The sequence below is a fragment of the uncultured Acinetobacter sp. genome (genome assembly GCF_947624825.1).
Classification (GTDB): domain Bacteria; phylum Pseudomonadota; class Gammaproteobacteria; order Pseudomonadales; family Moraxellaceae; genus Acinetobacter.
On the sequence record NZ_CANQLZ010000027.1, the window covers coordinates 1 to 25,717 of the forward strand.

The 25,717-nt window shown below is 42.8% G+C and carries 22 protein-coding genes and 1 pseudogene; 10 read left to right on the plus strand and 13 right to left on the minus strand.

Features of this window, described 5'->3' with window-relative positions; translation table 11 throughout:
* Window positions 1-75 precede the first annotated feature (75 nt).
* Together Q0017_RS07790 and Q0017_RS07795 are read right to left on the minus strand one after the other, a co-directional pair.
* A pseudogene (locus tag Q0017_RS07790) lies at window positions 76-180 on the minus strand (hypothetical protein); the annotation flags it as partial.
* Between the two features lie 63 nt (window positions 181-243).
* Window positions 244-3,138, minus strand: a complete 2,895-nt coding sequence (locus Q0017_RS07795; RefSeq protein WP_298144978.1) for a valine--tRNA ligase — start codon at window positions 3,136-3,138, stop codon at window positions 244-246.
* 165 nt (window positions 3,139-3,303) lie between these two features.
* On the opposite strand from Q0017_RS07795, the gene Q0017_RS07800 reads away from it, so the two are divergent.
* Window positions 3,304-3,957, plus strand: coding sequence for a hypothetical protein (locus Q0017_RS07800; RefSeq protein ID WP_298144981.1), 654 nt, complete (start codon window positions 3,304-3,306; stop codon window positions 3,955-3,957).
* A gap of 10 nt (window positions 3,958-3,967) precedes the next feature.
* The gene (locus Q0017_RS07805) at window positions 3,968-4,774 is read left to right on the plus strand and encodes an SDR family oxidoreductase (protein WP_298144983.1); all 807 of its coding nucleotides are present in this window, start codon (window positions 3,968-3,970) and stop codon (window positions 4,772-4,774) included.
* 3 nt (window positions 4,775-4,777) lie between these two features.
* Here the strand turns inward: Q0017_RS07805 and Q0017_RS07810 are convergent, their stop codons facing one another.
* The 10 genes from Q0017_RS07810 to sdsA all read right to left on the minus strand — a co-directional run bounded on the left by Q0017_RS07810 (window position 4,778) and on the right by sdsA (window position 17,561).
* Entirely contained in the window at window positions 4,778-5,833 is a 1,056-nt protein-coding gene (locus tag Q0017_RS07810) for a GGDEF domain-containing protein (protein ID WP_298144986.1), read from the minus strand.
* A gap of 300 nt (window positions 5,834-6,133) precedes the next feature.
* Entirely contained in the window at window positions 6,134-6,583 is a 450-nt protein-coding gene (locus tag Q0017_RS07815; protein ID WP_298144988.1) for a YbjQ family protein, read from the minus strand.
* A 3-nt stretch (window positions 6,584-6,586) separates the two neighbouring features.
* The gene (locus tag Q0017_RS07820) at window positions 6,587-6,937 is read right to left on the minus strand and encodes a YbjQ family protein (protein WP_297424629.1); all 351 of its coding nucleotides are present in this window, start codon (window positions 6,935-6,937) and stop codon (window positions 6,587-6,589) included.
* Window positions 6,938-6,971: 34 nt separating this feature from the next.
* Window positions 6,972-7,766 carry an RsiV family protein gene (locus tag Q0017_RS07825; RefSeq protein ID WP_298144991.1) on the minus strand — a complete coding sequence of 265 codons (795 nt, stop codon included), beginning with the start codon at window positions 7,764-7,766 and terminating at the stop codon, window positions 6,972-6,974.
* Window positions 7,767-7,866: 100 nt separating this feature from the next.
* On the minus strand, window positions 7,867-9,324 hold the full coding sequence (gene adeK, locus Q0017_RS07830) for a multidrug efflux RND transporter AdeIJK outer membrane channel subunit AdeK (protein ID WP_298144994.1): 1,458 nt from the start codon (window positions 9,322-9,324) through the stop codon (window positions 7,867-7,869).
* A complete protein-coding gene (locus Q0017_RS07835) occupies window positions 9,324-12,500 on the minus strand; it encodes an efflux RND transporter permease subunit (protein ID WP_298144997.1) in 3,177 nt (1,058 codons plus the stop codon). The genes adeK and Q0017_RS07835 overlap by 1 nt, the downstream gene beginning before the upstream one ends.
* Window positions 12,501-12,509: 9 nt before the next feature.
* The gene (locus tag Q0017_RS07840) at window positions 12,510-13,757 is read right to left on the minus strand and encodes an efflux RND transporter periplasmic adaptor subunit (protein WP_298145000.1); all 1,248 of its coding nucleotides are present in this window, start codon (window positions 13,755-13,757) and stop codon (window positions 12,510-12,512) included.
* Window positions 13,758-13,779: 22 nt separating this feature from the next.
* Window positions 13,780-14,391: a phosphatase PAP2 family protein gene (locus Q0017_RS07845; RefSeq protein ID WP_298145002.1), complete on the minus strand. Its 612-nt coding sequence runs from the start codon at window positions 14,389-14,391 to the stop codon at window positions 13,780-13,782.
* Window positions 14,392-14,530: 139 nt separating this feature from the next.
* On the minus strand, window positions 14,531-16,576 hold the full coding sequence (locus Q0017_RS07850; protein ID WP_298145005.1) for a site-specific recombinase: 2,046 nt from the start codon (window positions 16,574-16,576) through the stop codon (window positions 14,531-14,533).
* 7 nt (window positions 16,577-16,583) lie between these two features.
* Window positions 16,584-17,561 (minus strand): All-trans-nonaprenyl-diphosphate synthase, encoded by a 978-nt coding sequence (sdsA, locus tag Q0017_RS07855; protein ID WP_298145008.1) that lies wholly within the window; start codon window positions 17,559-17,561, stop codon window positions 16,584-16,586.
* Between the two features lie 408 nt (window positions 17,562-17,969).
* Here sdsA and rplU point away from each other — a divergent pair, with 408 nt between their 5' ends.
* The 8 genes from rplU to Q0017_RS07895 all read left to right on the plus strand — a co-directional run bounded on the left by rplU (window position 17,970) and on the right by Q0017_RS07895 (window position 24,197).
* Window positions 17,970-18,281: a 50S ribosomal protein L21 gene (rplU, locus tag Q0017_RS07860; RefSeq protein WP_297424653.1), complete on the plus strand. Its 312-nt coding sequence runs from the start codon at window positions 17,970-17,972 to the stop codon at window positions 18,279-18,281.
* An 18-nt stretch (window positions 18,282-18,299) separates the two neighbouring features.
* On the plus strand, window positions 18,300-18,554 hold the full coding sequence (gene rpmA / locus Q0017_RS07865; RefSeq protein ID WP_297424657.1) for a 50S ribosomal protein L27: 255 nt from the start codon (window positions 18,300-18,302) through the stop codon (window positions 18,552-18,554).
* A 176-nt stretch (window positions 18,555-18,730) separates the two neighbouring features.
* Complete coding sequence (lolA, locus tag Q0017_RS07870) at window positions 18,731-19,417, plus strand: outer membrane lipoprotein chaperone LolA (protein WP_298145012.1); 687 nt, start codon at window positions 18,731-18,733, stop codon at window positions 19,415-19,417.
* A 134-nt stretch (window positions 19,418-19,551) separates the two neighbouring features.
* Window positions 19,552-20,307 (plus strand): RsiV family protein, encoded by a 756-nt coding sequence (locus Q0017_RS07875; protein ID WP_298145016.1) that lies wholly within the window; start codon window positions 19,552-19,554, stop codon window positions 20,305-20,307.
* A 107-nt stretch (window positions 20,308-20,414) separates the two neighbouring features.
* Window positions 20,415-21,686 (plus strand): serine--tRNA ligase, encoded by a 1,272-nt coding sequence (gene serS / locus Q0017_RS07880; protein ID WP_298145018.1) that lies wholly within the window; start codon window positions 20,415-20,417, stop codon window positions 21,684-21,686.
* 82 nt (window positions 21,687-21,768) lie between these two features.
* A complete protein-coding gene (cysG, locus tag Q0017_RS07885; protein WP_298145020.1) occupies window positions 21,769-23,145 on the plus strand; it encodes a siroheme synthase CysG in 1,377 nt (458 codons plus the stop codon).
* A 30-nt stretch (window positions 23,146-23,175) separates the two neighbouring features.
* A complete protein-coding gene (locus Q0017_RS07890; protein WP_298145023.1) occupies window positions 23,176-23,652 on the plus strand; it encodes a tRNA (cytidine(34)-2'-O)-methyltransferase in 477 nt (158 codons plus the stop codon).
* Between the two features lie 149 nt (window positions 23,653-23,801).
* Window positions 23,802-24,197: a hypothetical protein gene (locus Q0017_RS07895; RefSeq protein WP_298145027.1), complete on the plus strand. Its 396-nt coding sequence runs from the start codon at window positions 23,802-23,804 to the stop codon at window positions 24,195-24,197.
* A gap of 44 nt (window positions 24,198-24,241) precedes the next feature.
* Here the strand turns inward: Q0017_RS07895 and Q0017_RS07900 are convergent, their stop codons facing one another.
* A complete protein-coding gene (locus tag Q0017_RS07900) occupies window positions 24,242-25,636 on the minus strand; it encodes an APC family permease (RefSeq protein ID WP_298145030.1) in 1,395 nt (464 codons plus the stop codon).
* Window positions 25,637-25,717: the final 81 nt, after the last annotated feature.

Genomic DNA, 25,717 nt, shown 5'->3' on the forward strand with positions numbered 1-25,717 from the left:
GAAACAATTCGAGGCATGTGTGAACATCTGTTAACTAAAAAAACTTTTTCGCATGATTAGTTATTTTTGTCAACTTAGAAAACGAGTTTTTCCAGAGCCATTTTCCCCCGTAATTACTAAATTTCTTTCTTTTAGCTCAATTTTCTTACTTTCATAATATAAAAAACTAATTTTGCTCATAATAAAATAAAGGGCTGAATAATCAGCCCTTTATACTACAAATTTGGTTAAATTAACAACACATTAAAGCGCTGCAATTTGCTCCATATTCGCTTTAATCTTCGCTAACTGGTCAGCAAACTCAGCAAGTTTCACTTTCTCGCCTTCAACCACAGCCGCAGGTGCTTTTGCCACAAAACCTTCATTACCAAGTTTAGTTGCAATTTGGTCATGCTGTTTTTGAACCTTGTCTAAGTCTTTTTGCAAACGCCCCAATTCCGCTTTCGGGTCAATTAAACCTTTCATTGGCACAAATACAGACACATGACCCACTACAGAAGACGATGACAATGGTGGTTGTTCATCTGTGCCTAAGAAGGTAATGCTCTCAACTTTAGCCAATGCTTTAAACAACGCTTCAATACGGGTGATTTGGGCTTTTTCTGCATCGGTGGTGTTTTGTAATAACACAGGCAATAAACGTGCATTACCTAAGCCCATCTCACCACGGATATTACGTACCGCACCAATTAAACCTTGTAACCATTGCATATCTGCTTCGGCTTGGTCATTTAAGAAAGCGTCATCTACAGTTGGGTATTGCGCCAACATAATGGTTTCGCCACTCATGCCAAGTTTTGGCGCAAGGGTTTGCCAAATTTCTTCGGTTAAATACGGCATTAACGGATGCGCAAGGCGTAACGATGCTTCCATCACTGACAGAAGAACACGACGTACTTCAGCTTTACGCTCTTCCGATACGTTTTCGTCATTTAATACAGGTTTAGTCAGCTCGACATACCAATCGCAGTATTCATTCCAAATAAATTCGTAAATGGCTTGTGCGGCTAAATCTAAACGGTAAGTTGCAAAGGCAGTTTGTACCGCAGCCGTGGCTTTTTGTAGACGGCTCACGATCCATTGTTCAGGCAATTCCCAAAGATCAGGACGTGCAGTTTGACCGACCGTTTGACCTTCCACGTTCATCATCACAAAACGCGTACCGTTCCAAATCTTGTTGGCAAAGTTACGGTAACCTTCCACACGCTTCATATCAAATTTGATATCACGACCAGTGTTGGCCAGCGCACAGAATGTGAAACGAACTGCATCGGTACCGTAAGCTTGAATCCCTTCAGGGAATTCTTTACGGGTTGATTTTTCAATCTTAGATGCTTGTTTCGGGTTCATTAAACCTGTGGTACGTTTTTGTACCAACGTTTCTAAATCTACACCGTCAATCAAATCTAACGGGTCAAGTACGTTACCTTTAGATTTAGACATCTTCTGACCTTCGCCATCACGTACCAAACCATGTACGTATACCGTTTTAAAAGGCACTTGTGGCGTACCATCTTCATTTTTCATGAAGTGCATGGTCATCATGATCATGCGGGCAACCCAGAAGAAAATGATGTCAAAACCAGTAACAAGAACGTCAGTTGGGTGGAAAGTATTTAAGAAGTAGTTGTCTTTATCTTTGGCAGCGTCACCTGTCCAACCTAAAGTTGAGAATGTCCAAAGACCTGACGAGAACCATGTATCCAATACATCTTCATCTTGATCGAGTTGAACATCGGCAGGGATGTTGTTTTTGCTACGTACTTCAGCTTCGTCACGACCCACATAAACATTGCCGTTTGCATCGTACCAAGCCGGAATACGGTGACCCCACCACAATTGACGCGAAATACACCAGTCTTGAATGTTATTCATCCAAGCCATATACATATTGCTGTACTGTTCAGGCACAAACTTAATACGACCGTCTTGAACTGCATCAATGGCAGGTTTGGCAAGCGGTGCAATTTTTACATACCATTGGTCTGTAAGAAGTGGCTCAACGATTACACCCGAACGGTCACCGCGAGGTGGTTTCAATGTGTACGGTTGAATTTGGTCTAACCAGCCTTCAGATTCAGCTTGTTCTACTAATTTTTTACGTGCTTCAAAACGCTCTAAACCAACATAGTCCGCAGGTGCAGGAATCGTTTTAGAAATTTGCTCGCCCGCTTTTGCAATGTATTCAAACTCAGCAAGCACTTCAGCATTTTTGTTGAAGATGTTGATGATTGGCAATTCGCAACGTTTACCCACTTCATAGTCGTTGAAGTCATGCGCAGGGGTGATTTTTACACAGCCTGTACCAAATTCTTTGTCTACATATTCGTCTTTAACGATTGGAACAGCACGACCTGTAATTGGTAGGATGATGTTTTGACCGACCAAATGTGCATAGCGTTCATCATCAAGTGCAACAGCAACAGCGGTATCACCTAACAATGTTTCAGGACGCGTGGTGGCGACAACAATGTGATCTTTACCATCGTGGGTACGCAGTGCTTTATCTTCAAAGAAGTATTTAAAGTGCCACAGTGAACCTTGTTCTTCTTTATCTGACTCAACTTCTAAATCAGACAAAGCTGTTTGTAATTTAGGATCCCAGTTTACGAGGCGTTTACCACGATAGATCAAACCATCTTCGTGTAGTTTTACAAACACTTCTTTTACCGCGTTTGATAAACCGTCATCCATGGTAAAGCGTTCACGTGACCAATCTACAGATGAGCCTAAACGACGGATTTGGTTGGTAATGTTACCGCCTGATTGTTCTTTCCATTCCCAGACTTTTTCAATGAATTTTTCACGACCTAAATCATGACGGCTGACACCTTGTGCGCCCAATTGACGCTCAACCACCATTTGCGTTGCAATACCTGCGTGGTCGGTTCCCGGTTGCCATAGGGTATTTTTACCCGACATACGGTTAAAGCGAGTGAGGGCATCCATAATGGCATTGTTAAAGCCATGACCCATGTGCAAGTTACCCGTGACGTTTGGTGGCGGAATCATGATACAAAAAGACTCGCCTTTTTCAGACGGCTTAAAGTAACCACGCTCTTCCCAAGTTTGGTACCATTTTTTCTCGATCTCAGTCGGATCGTATGTTGTCGCGATATTTTGCGCTGAATCAGTCATAGTTCGAACAGTTCAAAAGTGGATAAAAATTGTAGCCATTGTAGCAAAAAATCTGCACATGCGGCATGCAGCAAAATCAAAGTTTATGCAATTGGTTTATCGAAAAACTTCGCCTATGCTTGAAGCCAAGTTCTCCACACAACAACAAGCAATACGAGGCAATTTATGGATGAGTTAGTGCAATTGAATGTGCAGCCTGTCACCTATCGACGTTTTTTAGAATTACAACAACTATTAAAACAATCAAAAAGCGACAATTTGGCTCAAGCGGTGGGGGAGAATTTAGCCGAGATTGCTTGTCAGGTGGTGGAGCAAGTGTTTGGGTTTTTAAGTCAAATTTCAGCTAATCAACAGCAATTTGAATCTGAACATACCGTCGAGCAGATTAAGGCAAGCATTGCTAAACATTTGCCATGGTCTATGCAACTGCTTAACCATGAACGCTTAAGCTCTTTAATCGATGATTTAGGGCAGATGATGTCATTTACTGACGGGAAAATTTGGCTTAAATATCCAATTTCGTCACATTTAGCCAGACAATTGCGTGGGTACAGCCAACACTTACATTCATCTCAAGAGATCGTGCAAGCCTTTGGTCTGATTGTAGATATTATTGACCAAGGGGTAACGCAATTGGTCCGTAATCCAAAGAAAAAATTAAAGTTTAACTTTATGGTGGATAAAAGCTTGGCAGGCGTGATTGGACTCACTACACAATTAGGTTATAAGCGTTTAGAAAAAATGGGGAAACAACTTAACCCTGAGCAAGCCCAAGCTTATTTACAGCATTTTTTACAATTTATTCCGCAAAAAAATTAAGGATCAAATTATGACAGCACAACAGTGTTTTGCGCATAAAGTGGTGTGGATTACCGGTGCTTCATCCGGTTTAGGTGAGGCACTGGCCAAAGCCTTTGCCGAGCAAGATGCACAAGTCATTTTAACTGCACGCCGTGGGGAAGTCTTAGAACAAGTACGGCAAAGTTTAAAACATCCCGAGCGTCATTTGGTGATGAGCGCTGATGTGACCAATGAATCCCAAATGCGACACGCTTATGCTGAAGTACTGCAACATAAAGGGCGTATTGATCTATTAATTAATAATGCCGGTTTAAGCCAACGCGCCTTAATTACCGATACCACGATGCATACCGAACGCGCCATTATGGAAGTGGATTATTTTTCGCAGGTGTTTTTAACCAAAACCGTATTACCGACCTTTTTGCAGCAAAAAACTGGACGTATTGTGTTTATATCCAGTGTGGCAGGCTTATTGGGGACGCAGTATCGCGCCACGTATTCGGCGGCTAAAGCTGCAATTCATATGTGGGCCAACAGCTTACGTGCTGAAGTGGCAGAACATGGGGTTAAAGTGTCGGTGGTGTTTCCGGGCTTTGTGAAAACCAATGTGTCATTTAATGCGTTAAATGGCGAAGGTCAACCACAAGGTTATCAAGACACTGCCATCGAAAATGGGCTAAATGCAGATGAATTTGCCCAAGTGGTGTTAAAAGCCTTGGCAGAGGGGCAAGAGTATGTGGTGGTGGGAGGCTTGAAAGAAAAGTTGGGTGTGTGGGTATCGCGTTTATCGCCGCACATTTTATATAAAATGATTCGCAATATTAAAGTCAAATAAGATTTAACGAGTGCCTTCCATATAGCGAAATTCGCTATATTGCACTTGATTGCGCCCCATTTTTTTCGCATCGTACAGCAGTTGGTCAGCATCTAACAATGCTGCATCTACTTGCTGGGCTTGGGTAAAAAAACTCATGCCAATACTCACTGACAAGTGGATGCTTTGACCTTGATATAAAATTGGCGTGTACGCAATGCTGTGGCGAATCCGCTCGGCAATGGCATACGCCTCTTGTTGGGCAAGATTTTCTAATATAATGACAAACTCTTCGCCCCCAATGCGAGAAACTTTGTCTTGGCTACGCATGCTGTTTTGCAAAATACGACTGACGTGTTGCAATGCTAAATCACCCAAATGATGGCCATATTGGTCATTAATCTTTTTAAAGTAATCTAAATCAGCCATTAAAATGGCATGTTGTTGGGTAGAAGGCGGTTTGATTTTGGTGATATAAAGACGAAAACCGCGTCGATTGAGTAGTCCTGTAAGCGGATCTAAAATATGCTCCCGTTTGAGCTTATTCATCGAGTCAACAATTGAACTTGCGATAAATAAACTAAAAAACACCAAATGAATCAGCATAATAAAAAATTGAGTGACGGCCCATAACCACGTGTGTTGCGTAATATAGGTTTCATTTAAGCTCACAGATAAAATGTAAGTACCGCGTAACAGCACCACACCTAGCATCAGATAAGTACAATTTTTAAGATAAGTATCCACTTTAAAGCGCGTTTTAGCGGCTAAAAATAATCGAGGACGATGCAGGTAAATGAGAATGGTGGTGACAGACACCATTAAAATACGCAAGCTTTCTTCAACATGAACTTGTGAGAAAAAATAAACACCGCCGATCCCAAGGAACATCCAAGTGACACAGCGTTGCCAAGAAAAGGCGATATGTAAACGTGCGTATAAGGCTTTGGCATGCCAGATACAGGCACTAAAATAAATGAGGGCTAAGCCACTTGCAAAGTTGGTCAGAAATTGGGCCGATAAACTGCTATTGAGTAAAGTTGTGATCCCCATTAAAAACAAAGCGATTGCATAGCTCACCACACACTGCTCTAATTTTTTTTGATAGGCGATACAAAATGTGGTGAGGCTCAAGCACAACACTAAACAGGGGATAATTAAACTATAAATGTTTAGCGTGTTGATCATCATGCAAGGCTATACAGCGATTTAAAAAACGATTTTAGCATTGAAGAGGCTTGAAAAGAATGCTGTTGCAACGTTGCTTAGAATCTCATGTATAAGACAATTCAACTGGTATTCATACATGCATCAATTTTGTGAAATACAATGCAGCCACTTTGGTGTCATAGCATTGTTCAAAATAATGAAAACAGCGCTTTAGTCATGCGCTTGTGAGACGCCAATGGCTGTGCCATAGGCAAACACTTCAACCATACTGCCTTGCATGCCCATTTCAGTGGTGCTTAAACGCAAGCCCATAATATGCGTAGCGCCGGCTTTTTCGGCTTGTAATTTTAAGCGCACCACTGCTTCACGTCGGGCGCGTTCTAAAATGCTTTCATAGCTATATAAGCGTCCGCCAAAAAAGTTTTGGATACTGGCTAAGACAAACTTAAAATAATCATGCGAGATCACCACATTACTACTGACCAATTGTCCGGGTTGATCGGTGGTGAGCATGCGTTGATTGTCGGTGGTGATGTAGGCTAAGCGTGCTTCATTGACCTCAAGTTCGGCCAAATGTTTGCGTTCATTATAGCGACCAAAGGCAAAACCTACGCTAAACAACACCACAAATACTGCCAATTGAAACAACAGGTTTTCCATGATTTAGCTCGCAAATGGATCAGGCAGTTTAGGCACAATTGGCTCAACCACAACAGCTGTACCATAGACAAATAACTCGGACGCACCTTGGGCAATATTGGAGGTTGAAAAACGAATCCCAATCACAGCATTGGCACCTAAGCTTTGTGCTTTAGCAATCATACGCTCCATCGCTTCTTGACGTGATTCTTCAAGCAGCTCGGTATAGGCGGTCAGCTCACCCCCAACAATATTTTTTAATCCTGCCAATAAATCACGTCCCACATGTTTACTACGCACGGTGCTGCCATACACCACATCTATTTGGCGCTGAACACGGTAGCCGGGCATTGACTCTAAATTACTTAACAACATGATACAGTTCCATTTTTATAAAAATTTAAGAATTTTATTGGTAAATCTCTTCGCTTGATTCAGGCAATTGTGGCAGATATTGTGCCAAAATTTTGTCTTTTAACGCCCAATAAGGCAACTTGAGTTCACTGATGCCTTCAGCATAAGAGGCAAGTTCATACACAGGATAAACAAACACTAAACCGCTTGCACCAAAATAAAAATTATTGCTCAGTTCAAAGTCTTTAAGCGCAATATGACGTTGCTCGAGCCATTCACTATTGTAGTCAAACAATTCTGCTTTTAAGGCTTCTTTTTGTGCAGGAACAACAATGTCATTGAGAGTTAAGCGTTGTTTTTGCTTTAAATCAAACACCACATAATCGACATGGTGCATACCGTGTGCGGCACCTGCAGGGAAATAATCGCTAAAATATTCAAAGGTTGCTAGCTGATAATGCTGTGACACATAACGTACCGAAGCGGTGCTGTAGTTGGTTGAGGGCAATTCAGGATCGAGGGTGACCTCTGGTAAAGGGGCTGGGTCAAAGGCTTCTTTGTGTTCTTGTTTTAAGCGCTCATGAAAGTATTGATCAATCCAAGGCACATTGGTTTTAATGCTTTGTAGATGGTATTTGGTACAGCTTGCCGACTCTTCAGGTGTTTCTAAATGACAAACTTGATCTTTGCTTAAGCTCACAGGTGTGGTTTGAGCTTGAATTAAAGGAATAGTATTGGTGCTTGTTGTGGTGTCTGTGCTTTGAGATTGGGGTTGACATGCGGTTAAAACCAAACCTGTTGTCAGCACTAAAAGCATGGATTTTTTCATGGTAATACGTCTAATAATCAAGTGAATATCAATACATGCAGTATACCTAAAATACAAAGTATGCTTGAAATATTGTGGCATAAAAAAAGCCCACACAAGGTGAGCTTTTTTTTAAAGTTGTTTAGTTTTTAGCTTCAGTTGCTCGTTCAGCCGATGAAGTTGGCGCGATAATTTGATCGCTTGAATAGGTTTTTAAACCACCACCTAAGGTTTTATACAATTCAACTTGGTTGTTTAAGTTGGCTTGCTCTAACAATAATAAACCTTGTTGCGCGCTGTAGTTGGTACGTTGCGCATCTAGCACAGTTAAGTAACCATCAATCCCTGCACGGAAACGTGCTTGCGAAAGTTGATAGGTTTTACTGGTGGCTTCAACCAAACGGCGTTGTGCTGCCAAACGCTCGCCAATATTTTGGCGGACTGCTAAGGCATCATTTACTTCACGAAATGCAGTTTGAATGGATTTTTCATAATCCGAGACTGCAATTTGCTGATCAGTTTCTGAAATCTTAATGTTAGCTTTACGCGTGCCCCAATCCCAAAGTGGGATGTCAAGGCTTGGACCAAATGACCATACAAATGAACCTGATTTAAATAAATCATCAAGTTCGCGTGAGCCGTAACCTGCCGAACCCGTTAAGCTAATGGTCGGGAACATACGCGCTTTGGCTGCGGCAATATTGGCACCTGCAGCAGATAAACGATACTCTGCCGCACGAATATCCGGACGGTTATTGAGTAAATCACTTGGTAAACCTGAAGCTAAACGCTCGGTAGCAGTAACACGTATCACACGTTGATTAGGCAATAAGTTACTTGGCACATTTTCACCCACCAACAAGTTCAACAAGTTTTTCGCTTGTGTCACTTGAGTTTTATATTGCGCCACATCATTACGTGCAGTTTCAACTGAAATTTGTGCCTGACGTACTGGCACTTCGCTGTCGATTCCAACATCAAAACGCTTTTTGTTCAGGTTATATGCTTCAAGCTGTGATTTTAGGGTTTGTTCCGCGAGGCTTAAATTGGCAGAGGCAAAAGAATGACTCAGCCACGCTTGCGCCACTTGACCCACCAACGCAATTTGAGTGGCATCACGCGCACTTGCTGTTGCCAAATAAGTATCCAGTGCATTGTCTTTTAAGCTGCGCACGCGACCCCAAAAATCAAGCTCGTAGGCTGTGACCCCTAAACCCACATTGTAGCTGGTCATGGGTTTGCCATTGGCAACGGTATCTTGACGCAATACACTACCGCTAACACCAATGCTTGGCAGTTGGTTGTTTTCAGTGATTTGATAAGTTTGCTGGGCACGTTGGATATTGAGTGCTGCAATACGTAGATCACGGTTATTGTTTAAAGCTAAGTCAATGACTTGTGCCAAACGCGGGTCGGCAAAGAAATCTTTATAGCCTTGCTCAGCAATGGATGGACCGCTTGCAGGTGCAACATAGCTGCTTGCCAAAGTGGTGGTTTGCACTTGTGGTTCTGGGTTACGCATGCTTTGACACGCGGTCAAAGCAAGCGCTAATGCAGACAAGGCAATACCACGGCCGGTAATAGACCATAGAGTGTGCATTAAGAAAGATTCTCCGTACGTTGTGGCTTCGGCTTGTATTTAAAGATGCTACGAATCCATACATAGAACACTGGAATAAAGAAAATCCCGAGCAATGTTGATGTGATTACACCGCCTAATACACCATAACCCACTGAATGTTGGCTACCTGCGCCGGCACCTGAAGATAAGGCAAGCGGCAGTACACCAAAACCAAAGGCTAAGGTGGTCATAATGATTGGACGTAAACGCATTTTTGCTGCATGTAAGGTGGCATCAAATAGATCTTCACCTTTTTCTTGCAACTCTTTGGCAAATTCCACAATCAAGATGGCATTTTTAGCCGACAAACCAATCACTGCAATAATCGCCACTTGGAAGTAGATGTTATTGGACAGATTTGGATTGTCCAGCAAGATCATGCCACCAAAAGTTAAGCCAAGTGCCCCGATAATACCAAGCGGCACCACCAATAACACTGAAAATGGAATGGACCAACTTTCATACAAAGCTGCTAAACACAAGAATACAATCAGCAGTGATAAGCCATATAAGAATGGAGCTTGCGCGCCTGATTCACGTTCTTCAAGCGATAAACCTGTCCATTCAAAGTCGTAACCCGTTGCGCCCATTTGTGGTAATTTTGCCACAATTTCTTCCATGGCAATCATCGCGTCACCCGAGCTTACCCCTGGTGCTGGTGTACCTTGAATGTTGACCGATGATAAGCCGTTATAACGCTCTAAACGTGGTGAACCATAGGTCCATTCGCCTGTTGCAAATGCTGAGAATGGAATCATCTCGCCTTTGTTATTACGTACATACCATTGATCTAAATCTTCAGGTTGCATACGTGAGTCAGATTGACCTTGAACATACACCTTTTTCACACGACCGCGGTCAATGAAGTCGTTCACGTATGAACCACCCCATGCAATGCCCATGGTGCTGTTAATCTCTGCAATGCTGACACCCATGGCGCCAGCTTGTGCATGATCGACAATCACACGGTATTGAGGCGTATCTTCTTGACCATTAGGACGAACACCAGCAAGACGAGGGTCTTGTGCAGCCATACCTAAGATCATGTTACGCGCTTCAATTAACTTGGCATGTCCATGACCGGCTGAGTCTTTGAGCTGTAAGTTAAAGCCTGCGCTGACCCCAAGTTCAGGCATAGCCGGAAGTTGTAATGGCATAATGTAGGTGGCATCTTGCACCAACATGTTGAGTGCCATACCACGCCCAATAATCGCGCCCACTTGAGTTTCAGGTGAAGTACGTTCTGACCAATCTTTAAGTTTAATAAACGCCATACCCGCGTTTTGACCGACCCCTGCAAATGAGAAGCCTGCCACACTAAACACCGATGCCACACTGTCTTTTTCATTTTCTAAGAAGAAGTTAGTCATGGCAGTCATGGTTTCACCGGTACGTTCCAAACTCGCGTTTGGTGGTAACTGTACTAAAGTGAGCACCACGCCTTGGTCTTCTTCGGGTAAGAAAGACGAAGGTAGTTTTTGGAACAACACCACGATCCCTACCAACACCACTGCATAAATGGCACCAGAGAAGATCTTGTTGTGGGTCATGCGATTGACGCCGCCTTGGTATTTGTCTGCTAGCTTGTCAAAGCTTTGGTTAAACCAACGGAAGAAACGTGCAAAAATACCATTGCTTGGCGCTTTGTTTGGATCATGCTGTTTGAGCATGGTGGCGCACAAAGCTGGAGTAAAGGTGAGCGCTACAATCAGTGATAACACCATCGCCGTGACAAGGGTGATGGAGAACTGACGATAGATCACGCCTGTAGTACCACCAAAGAATGCCATCGGTACAAACACCGCAGACAGCACCGAGGTAATCCCGATTAAGGCGCCTGAAATCTGTTTCATCGAGATTTCGGTTGCAGTCACAGGATCTAAATGATCCTCGACCATCACACGTTCTACGTTCTCGACCACCACAATTGCGTCATCGACCAATAGACCAATCGCCAAGACCATCGCAAACATGGTTAAAGTGTTAACACTAAAGCCAAACACGTTAATCACGGCAAACGTACCCAAGACCACCACAGGCACAGCCATGGTTGGAATAATGGTGGCACGCCAGTTTTGTAAGAACAAGAACATGACAATGAACACCAAAATAATCGCTTCGATTAAGGTCTTCACCACACTTTTAATGGAAAGTTCAATAAATGGCGTGGTGTCAAAGGCAAGTTCGTCTTTTAAACCAGTTGGGTAGTTGGGACGTAATTCTTGTAAACGTGCTTCAACAGCTTGTGCGGTATCTAAAGCATTGGCACCAGTGGCCAGTTTAATTGCCACACCACCGGCAGGTTTGCCGTTGTAAGTTGAATCAAACTGATAGTTATCTGCACCCAATTCCACTTTTGCCACATCACCTAAACGCACTTGTGCGCCATCAGCTGTATTTTTTAAGAAGATATTGGCAAATTGTTCAGGGGTTTGTAACAGGCTTTGTGCTGTGACTGTGGCATTTAGTACAGTCCCCGGCGCTGCTGGTGCACCACCCAATTGACCCACCGCCACTTGCGAATTTTGCGTGCGAATTGCGTTAGATACATCACTTGGGGTCACTTTTAGACTGGCCATTTTGGCAGGGTCAAGCCAAATACGCATGGCGTATGAACCACCAAAGACTTGGACTTCACCTACACCTGCCACACGACTTAGCGGTTCAGAAATGTTGGAGTTGACATAGTCTTTAATGTCATTGGCAGTCAGCTCACCATCGGGTGAGTAAAAGCTTAAAACTTGTAAGAAGCTTGCGCCAGATTTGGTAACACGTACCCCTTGGCGTTGTACATCTTCAGGCAATAAGGCAGTCGCTGATTGTAATTTGTTTTGAACTTGAACTTGGGCAATATCAGGATCTATACCTTGATCAAAGTTCAAGGTAATAGAAGCCTGACCGTTACCGGCACTGTTTGATGAAATATAACGTAAACCATCTAAACCGTTCATCTGTTGTTCGATAATCTGTGTCACGGTATTTTCTACAGTGTCAGCAGATGCACCCGGATAGGTTGCAGAAACCGTTACAGTGGGCGGCGCGATGGTCGGATACTGTGCAATGGGCATTTTGCTGAGGGTTAAAATCCCCGCCAGCATAATCACCAATGCAATCACCCAAGCAAAAATGGGGCGATGAATAAAAAATTGAGCCATCGTTACCTCTTAAGCTTGCGCTTTTGGTTCAGGTGCTGATTGTGCTTCGCTGGCAGGGGCTGCTGGAGCTTGACCTTGAGCCGGTGCTTGTGGGGCAGCAGTTGGCGCTTGGTAAGGCTTGGCTACCACTTGCTGATCTGGTTTGACTTTGGCAATACCATCCACAATGACTTTATCACCTGGGTTAAGACCTTCGGTAACAATCCAAGCGTTGCCTTGTGTACCACTGGTGGTCACAGGACGACTGACCACTTTGCCATCTGCACCCACCAGCATTGCCATAGCTTGACCTGTTGGGGTACGGCTAATTGCAGCTTGCGGAATCAAATAAGCATTGGGTACTTCACCTTGCACAATTTTTGCCGTAGCAAACATGCCCGGAAGCAATAAATAGTCCGGGTTTGGGAACACTGCACGTAACGTGACTGTACCTGTGTCTGGATTAACGCTGGCATCAGCAAAGGCCAAACGACCTTCTACAGGATAGTCACTGCCATCTTCAAGCTTGAGCTTTACCGTGGTGTTGTTGGAGGTATTTAAGCTACCTTGTGACAGCTGTTGACGTAAACGTAACAGTTCAGCACTCGATTGATTAATATCCACATAAATTGGATCAAGACGTTGAATCGTTACCAAAGGATCGGCTTGATTGGCAGTCACTAATGCGCCTGCTGTCACCGTCGAACGGTTGGTTTGACCTGAAATTGGCGCACGAACGATAGAATAACCTAAGTTAATTTCAGCATTACGCAATTCAGCTTGGGTGGCAGCCACATCAGCTTCAGCCAATTTTACTTGTGCAAAAGCATCGTCATATTCTTGTTTAGAAATGGCGTTTGAACCGACCAATTGACGATAACGACCTTCTTTAACACGTAACACGTTTAAGTTGGCTTGTTGACGTGCTAAAGCCGCACGCACGCTATCGACACTCGCACGGTTACTTCTTGAATCAATTTCGTAAAGGGCTTGACCTTCACGCACATAGCTGCCTTCAGCAAACAGACGTTTTAAAATCACGCCATTGGTTTGTGGACGCACTTCAGACGCTTCAAAGGCTGTGGTACGACCAGACAATTCAACCGACTGTTCAATACTTTGCGGTTGAGCAACCAAAACACCGACCTGAGTTGGTGGCATTTGCTGCTGTGCAGCGGCTGCTGGTTTGTCTTCGTCTTTGCTACAGCCAACAAGTACTAAACTTGTTGCCAATGCGCAAGCAGTGAGGGCAGGTGCCCAAAGCTTTGCAGACCTCATTATTCCACCTCAATTAAGATGTTTATTTAAAATTTTGTTTTAAGTTAAATTGAAATTTGCCAAATCCATACAGCAGGCTCATCCAGATCAAACTCATACCCCAACCGGCCAACACATCAGATGGGTAATGCACGCCTAAGTACACCCTTGATATGCCCATGATCAATAACCACAGCACCGCCATAAGGCCAATATAAAACCTTTTAGGATGCTGTTGGGTCACAAAAAGTATCAAGACAGCTAAACTTGCTGCATAAAAACTATGCGCGCTTGGAAACGACGCTCCATAGCTATTGACCAGATGATAAATTTCTGGTGGGCGGGCTAAATCAAAGGCGTATTTGAGTAACCATGCACAGGCAATACTGCCGATTAGTCCAAATACAATGAAAGCGATCATGGCGTATTTTTTATACCAAGCAAGGGCAGTACACCAAAGCGTGGCAAAAAATAATAACGCAGGCATGCCACCTAAAAATGACAAAGTTTGTGCAATGTAATTTAAGGTCTCGCTCCGTTGCTCACTCACCCACGCTACAACAGCCAAATCAATGGGCTGTAAAGATGGGGTTTGAATCAGCACGAGACTAAAAAATACCAACGAACAACCCAAAATGAGTAGGTGGTAAGACATAAATTGCCCCCTGTATGTGGCAACCAGTGATTGTGTGGCGAATCTTCAACGACAAAGTGTACTTGTCAGTACACTTCTTTTCAAGCAAAGATCAAAGCCACACAGGACAGTCAATGTTTAAAAGTTTTACGGTTAAAGATTAAGATGTACCAGATTTTTTTTGTAATTCTTGTTCAATCGCGATGGCTTGTTTGGGTGGCCAAAAGAAATCACTTGGGCGAGTGACAAAATGCATGAGCACCAATTTAGCTAAAGGTTGCCATTGTTCAAAGCGTACCCGACGGGCGCGTAGGGCTACAATAACGGTTAAAGTAAAACTAACAAACAAGTTGGTTAAACCAATCAGTAACACGCCTAACAAAGATACAATCACCAAGCCTAAATCAGGTTGGTTAATGGTGAGTAGCCCTTGAATAAAATTGGCCGAGGCAAACGCAATATGCCGAATATCTAAAGGTAAACCCAGTAAAAAGCCAATGGTTCCCATACTACCAAGCATAATTCCAAATAAGAAATTACCAGCTAAGGCTCCAAAATTACGCTGCACATAATCGGCAAAACGATACAAACGCGCCTCGCCTAACAGCGCTTTTAAACGACGATGGGCTTTTAAACGTGGACCAATCTTACGGTACACCGCCATATTGTCGTAATAACCTGCAAGTAAACCCGATAAAAACAAAAATACCCCTGCAATGGCAGCATGTGGCACAGCAAGTGAGGTAAATGGATTTAAATCATGCAATGTTTTGGCCGCTTTGGCATGCGTCATCAGGGGTTCATGTAAAGCCAAGTCCCAAAACATAGCAATGCAAGCAGCTGTCGGAATGGCAATCGAGATATTGCCCAAAATGGCAATAAATTGTGTACGAATAATATTGACAATTAAGGCGGCAAGTTCTGCCAATTGCGCCATTTTTGAGCCTTTACCGCGTTGTACCGTAGAGGCCAAAGCGGCTGCGGTCATGGCAGGTTGCTTGGTGGCCACGGTAAAATGCAGTACATGAATCAGCATAAAGCCTAAGGAATAATTGAGGCTATAACTTAAAGCTTGCATTAATGGCGCCATAGACACGCGTGCCATTAAGGTTTTTAAAGTGGCCATAATGGCAATGATGACACCAGCACCTGCGGCTGACTTATACATGCCAAAAAAGCCTTGTTTGTCGCTACTGACATAATGCTCGCCCGTTTTGCTCGCATTTTCAGTGACTTGTAGCGCAATTAATTCGCTATTGGTCGTCAGTAATGAGCGTACACTTAGCTCATCGTAGCTGGTGGCAATCACTTCAACCAATAATTCTTTAAGCAATTTAAAACGTACAGGCTCATCTTCAACAATCAAATTAAGCAACAATTCTAAGCGTTCTAAACATTGCTCAAGTAGCGTTAATAAGTAGGTGAGACTAACACTTACACCAATACGTTTGGTTGAGCGGCGAATTTTTTGCACCACATCGTGGCATTGCTCAATCATCACCAACGCTTGGGCTGCATCGGGTGGAGCAATTACCATCATCTGTTGGCTATTACGGTGTAAATCTTTATAGTGACGAATAAAATCAATGATTTCACGGTTTTGCACTAAAAAAGGCGACTCATATTCTGTCAGTTCAGGATAAGCATCAATAAATTCTGGATACAAACCAATGCCACTAATACGGTAGGACAATACCGTGACCGCTTTAATCAGTTCACTTTGAATTTGATTTTTTTGTGCTTGATTACTGTGACCTTGCGACAAAATATTACACAGACGTTGCCACTGTTGGTCACGAATATGATCTAGCCAATCACGGTCGCTGCGTTGATGAAATACCCGACGTAATAATTGTTGTAATTGTGTAGCATCAGGGATTAAAGGTAAAAAATGTGCACCTAAACGTTTAAATAACTGATTCCAAAATCCATCTTGCGACAAAATACCGGTGTCGGCATACAAGCTGCTTTGTTTGTATTGGCTAATTAAACGTAAGATAAAGCTTTGTAAGGTACTCACCGCATAAGGGGTAAGTAACAAACTTTGCATCAGCTTATTTAAATTTTGATGAATTTCTTGCACATTATGTGGGTCATCAGGGCGCAAACGATTGACGAGATCAATCAGTAATTGGTCATCGAGCAGCCCGCGTGCGTCGAGCTGCTGCTGCATGTTTAATAAGATATGATTTAATGTGGTCTGCATACGCAACTTATTGAATACGATGGAGCGCTAAATGCGACAAATTCATTAATGCTTGGCGTGATTGAGATTCAGGCAATTCAAGTAAGGCGGCAATGGCAGCTTCAGTTTCTTCGGTGGCGCGTTGGCGGCAATACTCTAAAGCACCACATTGCTGCACAATTGAAATCACGCGTTCTAAGTGTTCTGTACCGCCTGTGGCAATACTTTTACGAATAATGGCATGTTCATCGCCTTGGGTATTTTTTAAAGCTGCAATAAGTGGCAGGGTCGGTTTACCTTCCATTAAATCATCACCAATATTTTTACCCAAAGTTTCGGCATCTGAGGTGTAATCTAAAATATCGTCAATGATTTGAAATGCATTGCCAAAGTGACCTGCAAATTTCTTTAACGCCAAAGCATATTCAGGTTTTTTGGCTAAAATCGCTGCGCCTTCGGTCGCCATTTCAAACAGGCGTGAAGTTTTACCATGAATAATGGCTAAATAGGTGTGCTCTGTGGTATCGGGTTGATGTTGCGATTGCAATTGCAATACTTCACCTTCGGCAATCTCACAAGTACCGGTCGAGAAGTTTTTGAGTAACTTTAAATCGTCTAAATCTACCAATAAGTCAAAGGCACGTGAAATTAAAAAATCACCCACCAAAACGGCGGTTTGATTGTTCCATGTGGCATTGGCGGTGGGACGACCACGACGTAAACCTGATTCATCCACTACATCATCATGTACCAACGTTGCTGTATGTAGCATCTCGATAATGGCCGCTAAACGACGATGCGGTTCTAGGTCAGTTACACCACAGGCTTTAGCCGCCAATAAACACATAATCGGGCGCATACGTTTGCCACCCGCTTCTACCACATGTTTACTCACTGCCATTACAAGTGCGACTTTTGAGGTAATGCCTTCGTTAATAAAGGTATCCATCGCAGCAAAGTCTTGAGCAACAGGAGCGAGAATATCTTGCTTAAAGTCGATGGCCATGAAAGACAAACCTCTATAAATATAAAATTGCAAAGATAGTGTAACAATTTATCGCAAAGAGGGCATTGGCAAACCCTTTGCATTGATGCAACGCGCTCGAAAAACCGCCATTTTTAGCCCATTTCAACTCAATATAAACGCTTTGGGTTTGACTTGAGTAAAATCAGGCAGCATTAAAAATCTATTTCAGTCGGTGAAACTTACACAAAATCACCTGCTTTGGTCAAATAGTAACAGGAATTTTAACCAAAGCTGCCTTTTTCTTGGCACAATATTTTATGTAAAATGGCTTGTTGTTTAGTCCAATATCACTTAAAATTCTTCGCTTCGTATAATCCCCAGTGGCGTCCGTTTGAAGTTCAATATGTTGTTTATTGGCACGGACACACGGGTCTTTTGGAGTACATTATGTACGCAGTAATCCAAACCGGTGGTAAACAGCACCGTGTTGTTGAGGGTGAAACCCTTAAAGTTGAATTATTGAAAGCTGAAGTTGGCGCATCTATTACGTTTGATGACGTATTAATGCTTGTAAACGGCGAAAGCATTCAAATCGGTGCTCCAGTTGTTGCTGGCGCTACTGTAACTGCTGAAGTTGTTAGCCACGGTCGTCACGACAAAATCCGTATTGTTAAAATGCGTCGTCGTAAGCACTATCGTAAGCAACAAGGTCACCGTCAATGGTTCACTGAGTTGAAAATTACTGCGATCGCAGGCTAATTCTAGGAGTATATTGAAATGGCGTCTAAAAAAGCCGGTGGTTCGACTAAAAACGGTCGTGACTCAAATCCTAAAATGCTAGGTGTTAAAATGTACGGCGGTCAATCTGTGACTGCTGGTAACATTATCGTTCGTCAACGTGGTACTGAATTCCACGCTGGTACAAACGTAGGTATGGGCCGTGACCATACTTTATTTGCTACTGCTGACGGCGTAATCAAATTCGAAGTGAAAGGTCAATTTGGCCGTCGCTACGTATCTGTTGAAGCGTAAGTTTTAATAGAAAAAAAGCCCGCACTTGTTGCGGGTTTTTTTATGCCTCTACATCATGATGGATAAAAGCAGCTTCTTTTTAGACATAAAACAACAAAACTGCTGATTTTCTCCTAAATTAGCAATGCTATTTGGTTTAACATGACATAAATACTTAACAACATAAGCGTGATCAGATGAATTTGTTAGCGAAAACACTCAGTGCAATGGCAGTCGGTGCAATCAGCCTGACACCGTTAATGGTCACTACTACCTATGCAGCCCCTGCAACTGAACAAGTGGCGACCCAAAATTTAGTCAAACAACTCAGCGCCATTCAAAGTTTAACGGCTAACTTTGAACAAAGTACAAAAACGTCAGGTAAAGCCAATCAAAATAAAGGTTTATCGGCACAACACATGAACCAAACTTTTAAAGGGGTCATGCAAGTTGAGCGTCCGGGCAAGTTTTCTTGGCAAATTAATAGCCCTGTTAAGCAAACGATTGTGAGTACTGGGCGCACGGTTTGGATTTATGATCCTGATTTACAACAAGCCATTCGTCAAAACCTCGATGAGCAAGTGGCCAATACTCCAGCTTTATTATTGTCAGGTAATACCACACAAATTCAGCAGGCCTATCGTATTTCGCAGCCTGATAAAACCAAAACCTATTACACCTTATATCCAAAAGACAAAGAGGGTGCATTTCAAAGCTTAACCATTAGCTTTGGCGCTAAAAATGCACCGACCTTAATGATCTTGCAAGATTCATTGGGTCAAACCACGCATGTACGTTTCAATAATGTCAAAGTGAATGCCAAAATTCCGGCGTCTACTTTTAACTTTACCCCGCCTAAAGGTACAGACATTATTGAGCAGTAAGTTGTATGTGCCAAAAGAGCAGCCTATGAGCTGCTCTTTTTGTTTAAAAAATGGCACATTGAGCTGCATTTTTTAGCATGGAATTTTTTTGGACGCTATAGTGTGGCTTCGTTTTGGCTAGAGATTGTGGTGTCATGCAAAAAGTTGCAGTGTGGATGATGATGGGCTTAACAGTTTTACTGACGGCATGTCAGCCTAAACATGCACCGCATCCAAGTGACCCAAAACCCGAAGCCGCTAAAGTGGTGCTGTTGAGTAGTCAAAGTATACAGATGAATCTACCACGCGCTGAAGTCTGTGAGTCAGAAGGTTGTGAGCGTTATAACTTGCACACGGTACACACCAACTTGCCATGGATTGATGCTTACTTTGTAAAACGTTTAACCCAACTTGCACCCAAAGCCTTTGATATAGCGCAACAGCGGATTGTACCTGATTTAAATGAGCCAGCCTCATTGGCGCATCATCAGCACTTTGTCAGTTATATTGCGCAAAGAAATCAGTTGGCTTTGTTTACTTTGCAAAGTAATAGCTCTGGCACGCATTTGCCGCACAGTCTATTGCATCAAGAATATGTCAATTTAGATTTAAATCTACAACAGCGTTTAGCGCTCAGTGATGTATTGCAAAAAAATCAGCAGGCAGCTTTATTGAGCTTGTTATATCGTCACAATGAAGCATGGCTTAAAGTACGTCAGATTGAAGCTGAGCAACTCAAACTCAGTGACAATTTTTATTTTGCAGCACAAGGCTTCACCTTGGTGTATCCAGTTTTTGAATTAGGCAACTATAGCGAGGGTATGACCGAACTACATATTCCCTATAGCGCTTTATCTGACATTATTAAGCCTGAATATTTACCAAGTTTGCCAAGTGATATGAAACCTTAAAAATGGGGCAATTGTTGTAATAAGACACAGCAAGCAAGCGTGATTACTGTATTTTTTGCGTTGAACAGCTTACACTATAGGCAGTTTTTTTCTTTTAAAGATTGGCTATGATCGACCCGAAATTACTCAGAAATAATATTGAGGCTGTAAATTTAGCCTTAGCAAAACGTGGTGTACAGCTTGATGTGGCAGAATGGGCGGATTTAGAAGCACGCCGTAAAGAGATTCAGTCAAAAGCTGAAACTTTACAAGCAGAACGTAATGCGGGTGCCAAACAAGTCGGTCAGCTTAAAAAAGCAGGTGGCGATGCCTCTGAAATCATGGCGCGTATGGCCGCGATTGGTGATGAAATCAAAGCCGCTGAACAAGCATTGGCTCAATTGCAAACCGAGCTTGAAGAAAAGTCTTTAAACATTCCAAACTTACCACATGAGTCTGTACCTGAAGGTCGTGACGAAAATGATAACGTTGAAGTGTTAAAATGGGGCACACCGCGTCAGTTTGATTTTGAAATTAAAGATCATACCGACCTTGGCGAGTGGATGGGCGGTTTAGAGTTTGAAACAGCAACTAAATTGACCGGTTCTCGCTTTAGCGTATTAAAAGGGTCTTTGGCGCGTCTACAACGTGCTTTAACCCAATTTATGCTCGATACGCATACCCTAAATCACGGTTATACCGAAGCATATGTGCCATATTTGGTTAATGCTGAATCATTACGTGGTACAGGTCAATTACCTAAATTTGAAGAAGACTTATTCAAATTACAAGGTGAAAAAGAATTCTATTTAATCCCGACCGCTGAAGTGCCAGTGACTAACTTTGTACGTGATGAGATTATTGATCCTGAGCGTTTACCACTCAAATATGCAGCGCATACGCCATGTTTCCGTAGTGAAGCGGGTTCTTATGGTCGTGATACGCGTGGTTTAATCCGTCAGCATCAATTTGACAAAGTTGAGATGGTGCAAATTGTAAAGCCTGAGCACTCAATGGACGCGTTAGAAGAATTAACCGGTCATGCAGAAGGCATCTTAAAAGCACTCGGTTTACCGTACCGTAAAGTAGTGTTATGTGGCGGTGATATGGGTTTTGGCGCGATTAAAACCTATGACTTAGAAGTGTGGGTACCAAGCCAAAATACCTACCGTGAAATTTCATCATGTTCATGCATGGGTGACTTCCAAGCACGTCGTATGAAAGCACGTTACCGCGCTGATCAAAAGAAAACTGAATTTGTGCACACTCTAAACGGTTCAGGTTTGGCTGTGGGTCGTACTTTATTGGCAGTGATGGAAAACTACCAACGCGCTGATGGTTCAATTGAAATTCCGCAAGTATTACGTCCGTATATGGGCGGCTTAGAATTCATTGACTAAGCAGGTTTAATTTTGTGATTACGATGCCTATAGGGCATCGTAATTTTTTGGACAATCAAAGACAAATCTTGAGAGGCTCGCCGTGGATATCTTTCCCATCTCTTTAAAGTTGCAACAGCAACCTTGTTTGATTGTCGGTGGTGGACATATTGCCTACCGTAAAGCGCTGCTGCTGCAAAAAGCCGGTGCATGTATTGATGTAGTTTCACCTGATATTGAAGACAATTTACGTGAATTGGTCAGCCAAAGTCTGGGTCAATATATTGAAGCGCCTTTTAGTACAGATTTTCCTCTTGCGCATTATCGTTTAGTGATTGCCGCAACCGATCAAGCCGATGTTAACCAAGCAGTGTTTGAGGTATGTGAAGCGCACAATATCTTGGTCAATAGTGTCGATGATCCACCCCATTGCCGTTTTATGGTGCCTGCGATTGTAGATCGTTCGCCTTTGGTGATTTCAATTGCCAGTAACGGCACATCGCCAGTTTTATCGCGCCAAATTCGTACCCAACTAGAAAGCACGATTCCACATGGTATGGGAAAATTGGCCGCATTTTCAGGTCAATGGCGTACGCGTGTTAAAGCCAAAATTGTCAATCCGGATGAACGTCGTATTTTTTGGGAAGACCTGTATGCAGGTCCACTTAAAGAACAGGTGTTTAGTGATAATGTAGTTGAAGCTGAGCGTTTAATTGAGCAGGCTTTAAACACATGGCAAACGCCAAAAGGCGAAGTGTATTTAGTGGGTGCAGGTCCGGGTGACCCTGAGCTACTGACTTTAAAAGCTTTACGTTTAATGCAACAAGCTGACGTGGTGATTTACGATCGTTTGGTGTCGCAGCCAATTATGGACTTGTGTCGCCGTGATGCAGAAAAAGTCTATGTGGGTAAAGCGCGTGCTAATCATGCTGTGCCACAAGAAGGTATTAACGCCTTGTTGGTCAAATATGCGCAACAAGGTAAACGTGTTTGTCGCTTAAAAGGCGGTGATCCATTTATCTTTGGGCGTGGTGGCGAAGAAATTGAAGAGCTGTTTGCTGCAGGTGTGCCATTTCAAGTGGTGCCGGGCATTACTGCTGCATCAGGCTGTTCTGCCTATGCAGGTATTCCTTTGACCCATCGTGACTATGCACAAAGCGTACGTTTTTTAACGGGGCATTTAAAAGAAGGCTCACCTGAATTGCCGTGGCAAGAGTTGGTGTATGAAAATCAAACCCTTGTGCTGTATATGGGCTTGGTGGGCTTAGAGAAAATTTGTCAGCGCTTAATTGAATATGGTCAACGTCCTGATATGCCGGTGGCGTTGGTGTCTAAAGGCACAACACCTGAGCAAAAAGTTGTGGTTGGCACTTTAGCCGATATTGTCAGTCAAATCAGCGCACATCAAATTCAAGCACCCACTTTAACTATTATTGGTGAAGTGGTCCGTTTACGTGAAAAATTACAGTGGCAAGGCTAAGGCCTTCCCCATGCAATAGGTAGAACTTTCGTGATCCATGTTGTGTTATACGAACCAGAAATTCCTGCCAACACAGGCAATATCATTCGTTTATGTGCCAATACCGGTGCACAGCTGCATTTGGTCAAACCTTTAGGTTTTGAATTGGATGATAAAAAACTCAAACGCGCAGGTTTGGACTATCACGAATATGCCAATATGCAAATTTGGGATAACATCGACCAATGCCTTGCAGATTTAGCCAATAAAGGCATTGGAGCGGATGCAATCTATCCTTTAACCACCAAAGGTAGCCAAACCCCGCATACCTCGGATTTAAATCGTCCGATTGCATTGCTGATGGGACCTGAAACCCGCGGCTTACCGGAACAGGTGCGTTTAATGTTTCCACAAGAGCATTGGATTCGTTTGCCGATGGCGGAAAATTCACGTAGTTTGAATTTATCCAATGCCACTGCGGTGATTGTGTATGAAGCATGGCGTCAGCAGGGCTTTAAAACCTTATAAAAAAAACCACCCCATTGGGGTGGTTTTTTGTTTAGCATCTTTTTTATTGCCACAATTTTAGTTATAACCTGTGTAAGAACATCACAAGTGAGCTTAGGGTGCCAATTCAACCATTATTAAAACATCAATTCAGTCTATGCCTGATCTTCATGAGCTGTAATAGCAATCTCTTTGCGCATGATGAAGCTGTAGTCCAACAAGTAGCCTCTATACAACCCTATACGCGTGCTGAAATTCAAACTGCATTACAAAGCATGCAACAACATATGAATCAAAAAATTGAGGCATGGGGCAAAACCTTAACGCAAAATGATTTTGAACGGACTTGGCGTGGCCGAGAGCTGACCAAAGCTAAGCGTCAAGAAGTGTGTGGCATTTATCAAAGCGTAGTCAATGATATGTATAACGCAGCCTATATTAATCGTGGACGTTTAAGCATCGCAGGGCAAAAGCTATTACAAGATCGTAACGCTTTTATTCAAAGTTTAGGTTTTAAAGATAATCGCATTGATACGCAAATGGGCTTTTACTGCCGCTTGCGTTAAGACATAAAAAAGGCGCATCAAGCGCCTTTTTTTAATACCCAATTTTAACGTTCGTCAAACTCGTTGTGTTGTGGAGCAGGTTGTTTAAAGCCTTTGGTTTTATAACCTAAGTATAAAATCCCCAGCATTGCCCACCATAAACCATATTTTAACGAGTCCTCTTCAATTTCAAGCCATAAGGCAAATACGCTAATGAAACCTAATAAAGGCACAATCACATAATTGAGAATATCTTTAAAGGTTTTGGTACGCCCATCACGTAATGCATAACGTGAAATCACCGATAAATTGACAAAGGTGAATGCAGTTAAAGCACCAAAGCTAATTAATGAGATGACCATGTCTAAATCCATAAAGCCTGCGGTTAACGCCACAACACCCACAATTAAAATATTGTAAGACGGTGTAAAGCTTTTTGGACTAATATGACCAAAGATCTTCTTGTTAATCACGCCATCACGACCCATCACATACATTAAACGTGATACGCCGGCATGCGCTGAAATACCAGATGCCATAACAGTCACAATGGCAAAGCCAAGTACATAAGCTTGGAACAACGAACCACCCACCAACATAAGAATTTCAGGTTGTGTTTCAGCAATGTTTTCAAAATAACTGCCCGGATTATTCGGGAAGTAAATTTGCATAAAGTAGGTGCTGACAATAAAAATCACACCTGCAATGAGTGCAGTTAAGAAAATTGCTTTGGGTAAGGTTTTTTCTGTATCTTTGGTTTCTTCAGCTAATGAACTCAGTGAGTCAAAACCTGTGAAGGAGAAGCATAGTAAAGTGGCACCGGTAATCAATGCACCAACAGAGGTCAGCTCGTTCCAAAAAGGTTCAAGACTCCATAATTGATAACGTGCATCAGCTGAAATTGGGCCATCGGCATTCAAGCCTGCTTGTAATTTGCTGTATACAAGGTAAGTAAATACTGCAATTACAATCAACTGTACAAACACAATCAGACTGTTAAAGTTGGCAACAAAACGTGCACCACGTAAGTTGATCCCCGTCATAAAGGCTGTAAGCACCACCACCCAAACCCAATGATTGACAGCAGGGAAGAGCGCTTCTAAATAAATCACCGCCAAAATAATGTTCACCATTGGCGAGAGTAAATAATCAAGCCACGACGACCAACCCACCATAAAGCCCACATTGGGGTGAATGGATTTTTGTGCATAGGTGTACGCCGAACCCGAAGATGGATAACGACGGATCATATGACCATAGCTAAGTGAAGTTAATAAAATTGCCACTAAGGCAAAAATATAAGAGGTTGGAACATGAAGATTACTTTCGTCAGATACCAAACCAAAGGTATCAAACAAGGTCATGGGTTGGATATAAGCCAAACCAATAATAATAATATGCCACAGCCCTAGCGTTTTTTGCAGTTTCGCTACCGATTGAGTCCCATGAACATTAGTCAACGGCGTTATCCTCTTAATCGTTGATCAAGGATCAGTCATTGTGTATAAGGATCGTTTGAGACGAACGATCCCCCCATAGAT

Coding starts and splice junctions, on each gene's coding strand:
- Q0017_RS07815 (WP_298144988.1), bottom strand. CDS start 6,583: ATGGAAAACCTGTTGTTTCAATTGGCAGTATTTGTGGTGTTGTTTAGC.
- sdsA (WP_298145008.1), bottom strand. CDS start 17,561: ATGGCCATCGACTTTAAGCAAGATATTCTCGCTCCTGTTGCTCAAGAC.
- Q0017_RS07850 (WP_298145005.1), bottom strand. CDS start 16,576: ATGCAGACCACATTAAATCATATCTTATTAAACATGCAGCAGCAGCTC.
- Q0017_RS07895 (WP_298145027.1), top strand. CDS start 23,802: ATGAGCTGTAATAGCAATCTCTTTGCGCATGATGAAGCTGTAGTCCAA.
- Q0017_RS07835 (WP_298144997.1), bottom strand. CDS start 12,500: ATGGCTCAATTTTTTATTCATCGCCCCATTTTTGCTTGGGTGATTGCA.
- adeK (WP_298144994.1), bottom strand. CDS start 9,324: ATGCACACTCTATGGTCTATTACCGGCCGTGGTATTGCCTTGTCTGCA.
- serS (WP_298145018.1), top strand. CDS start 20,415: ATGATCGACCCGAAATTACTCAGAAATAATATTGAGGCTGTAAATTTA.
- rpmA (WP_297424657.1), top strand. CDS start 18,300: ATGGCGTCTAAAAAAGCCGGTGGTTCGACTAAAAACGGTCGTGACTCA.
- lolA (WP_298145012.1), top strand. CDS start 18,731: ATGAATTTGTTAGCGAAAACACTCAGTGCAATGGCAGTCGGTGCAATC.
- Q0017_RS07805 (WP_298144983.1), top strand. CDS start 3,968: ATGACAGCACAACAGTGTTTTGCGCATAAAGTGGTGTGGATTACCGGT.
- Q0017_RS07820 (WP_297424629.1), bottom strand. CDS start 6,937: ATGTTGTTAAGTAATTTAGAGTCAATGCCCGGCTACCGTGTTCAGCGC.
- Q0017_RS07875 (WP_298145016.1), top strand. CDS start 19,552: ATGCAAAAAGTTGCAGTGTGGATGATGATGGGCTTAACAGTTTTACTG.
- Q0017_RS07795 (WP_298144978.1), bottom strand. CDS start 3,138: ATGACTGATTCAGCGCAAAATATCGCGACAACATACGATCCGACTGAG.
- Q0017_RS07800 (WP_298144981.1), top strand. CDS start 3,304: ATGGATGAGTTAGTGCAATTGAATGTGCAGCCTGTCACCTATCGACGT.
- Q0017_RS07840 (WP_298145000.1), bottom strand. CDS start 13,757: ATGAGGTCTGCAAAGCTTTGGGCACCTGCCCTCACTGCTTGCGCATTG.
- rplU (WP_297424653.1), top strand. CDS start 17,970: ATGTACGCAGTAATCCAAACCGGTGGTAAACAGCACCGTGTTGTTGAG.
- Q0017_RS07845 (WP_298145002.1), bottom strand. CDS start 14,391: ATGTCTTACCACCTACTCATTTTGGGTTGTTCGTTGGTATTTTTTAGT.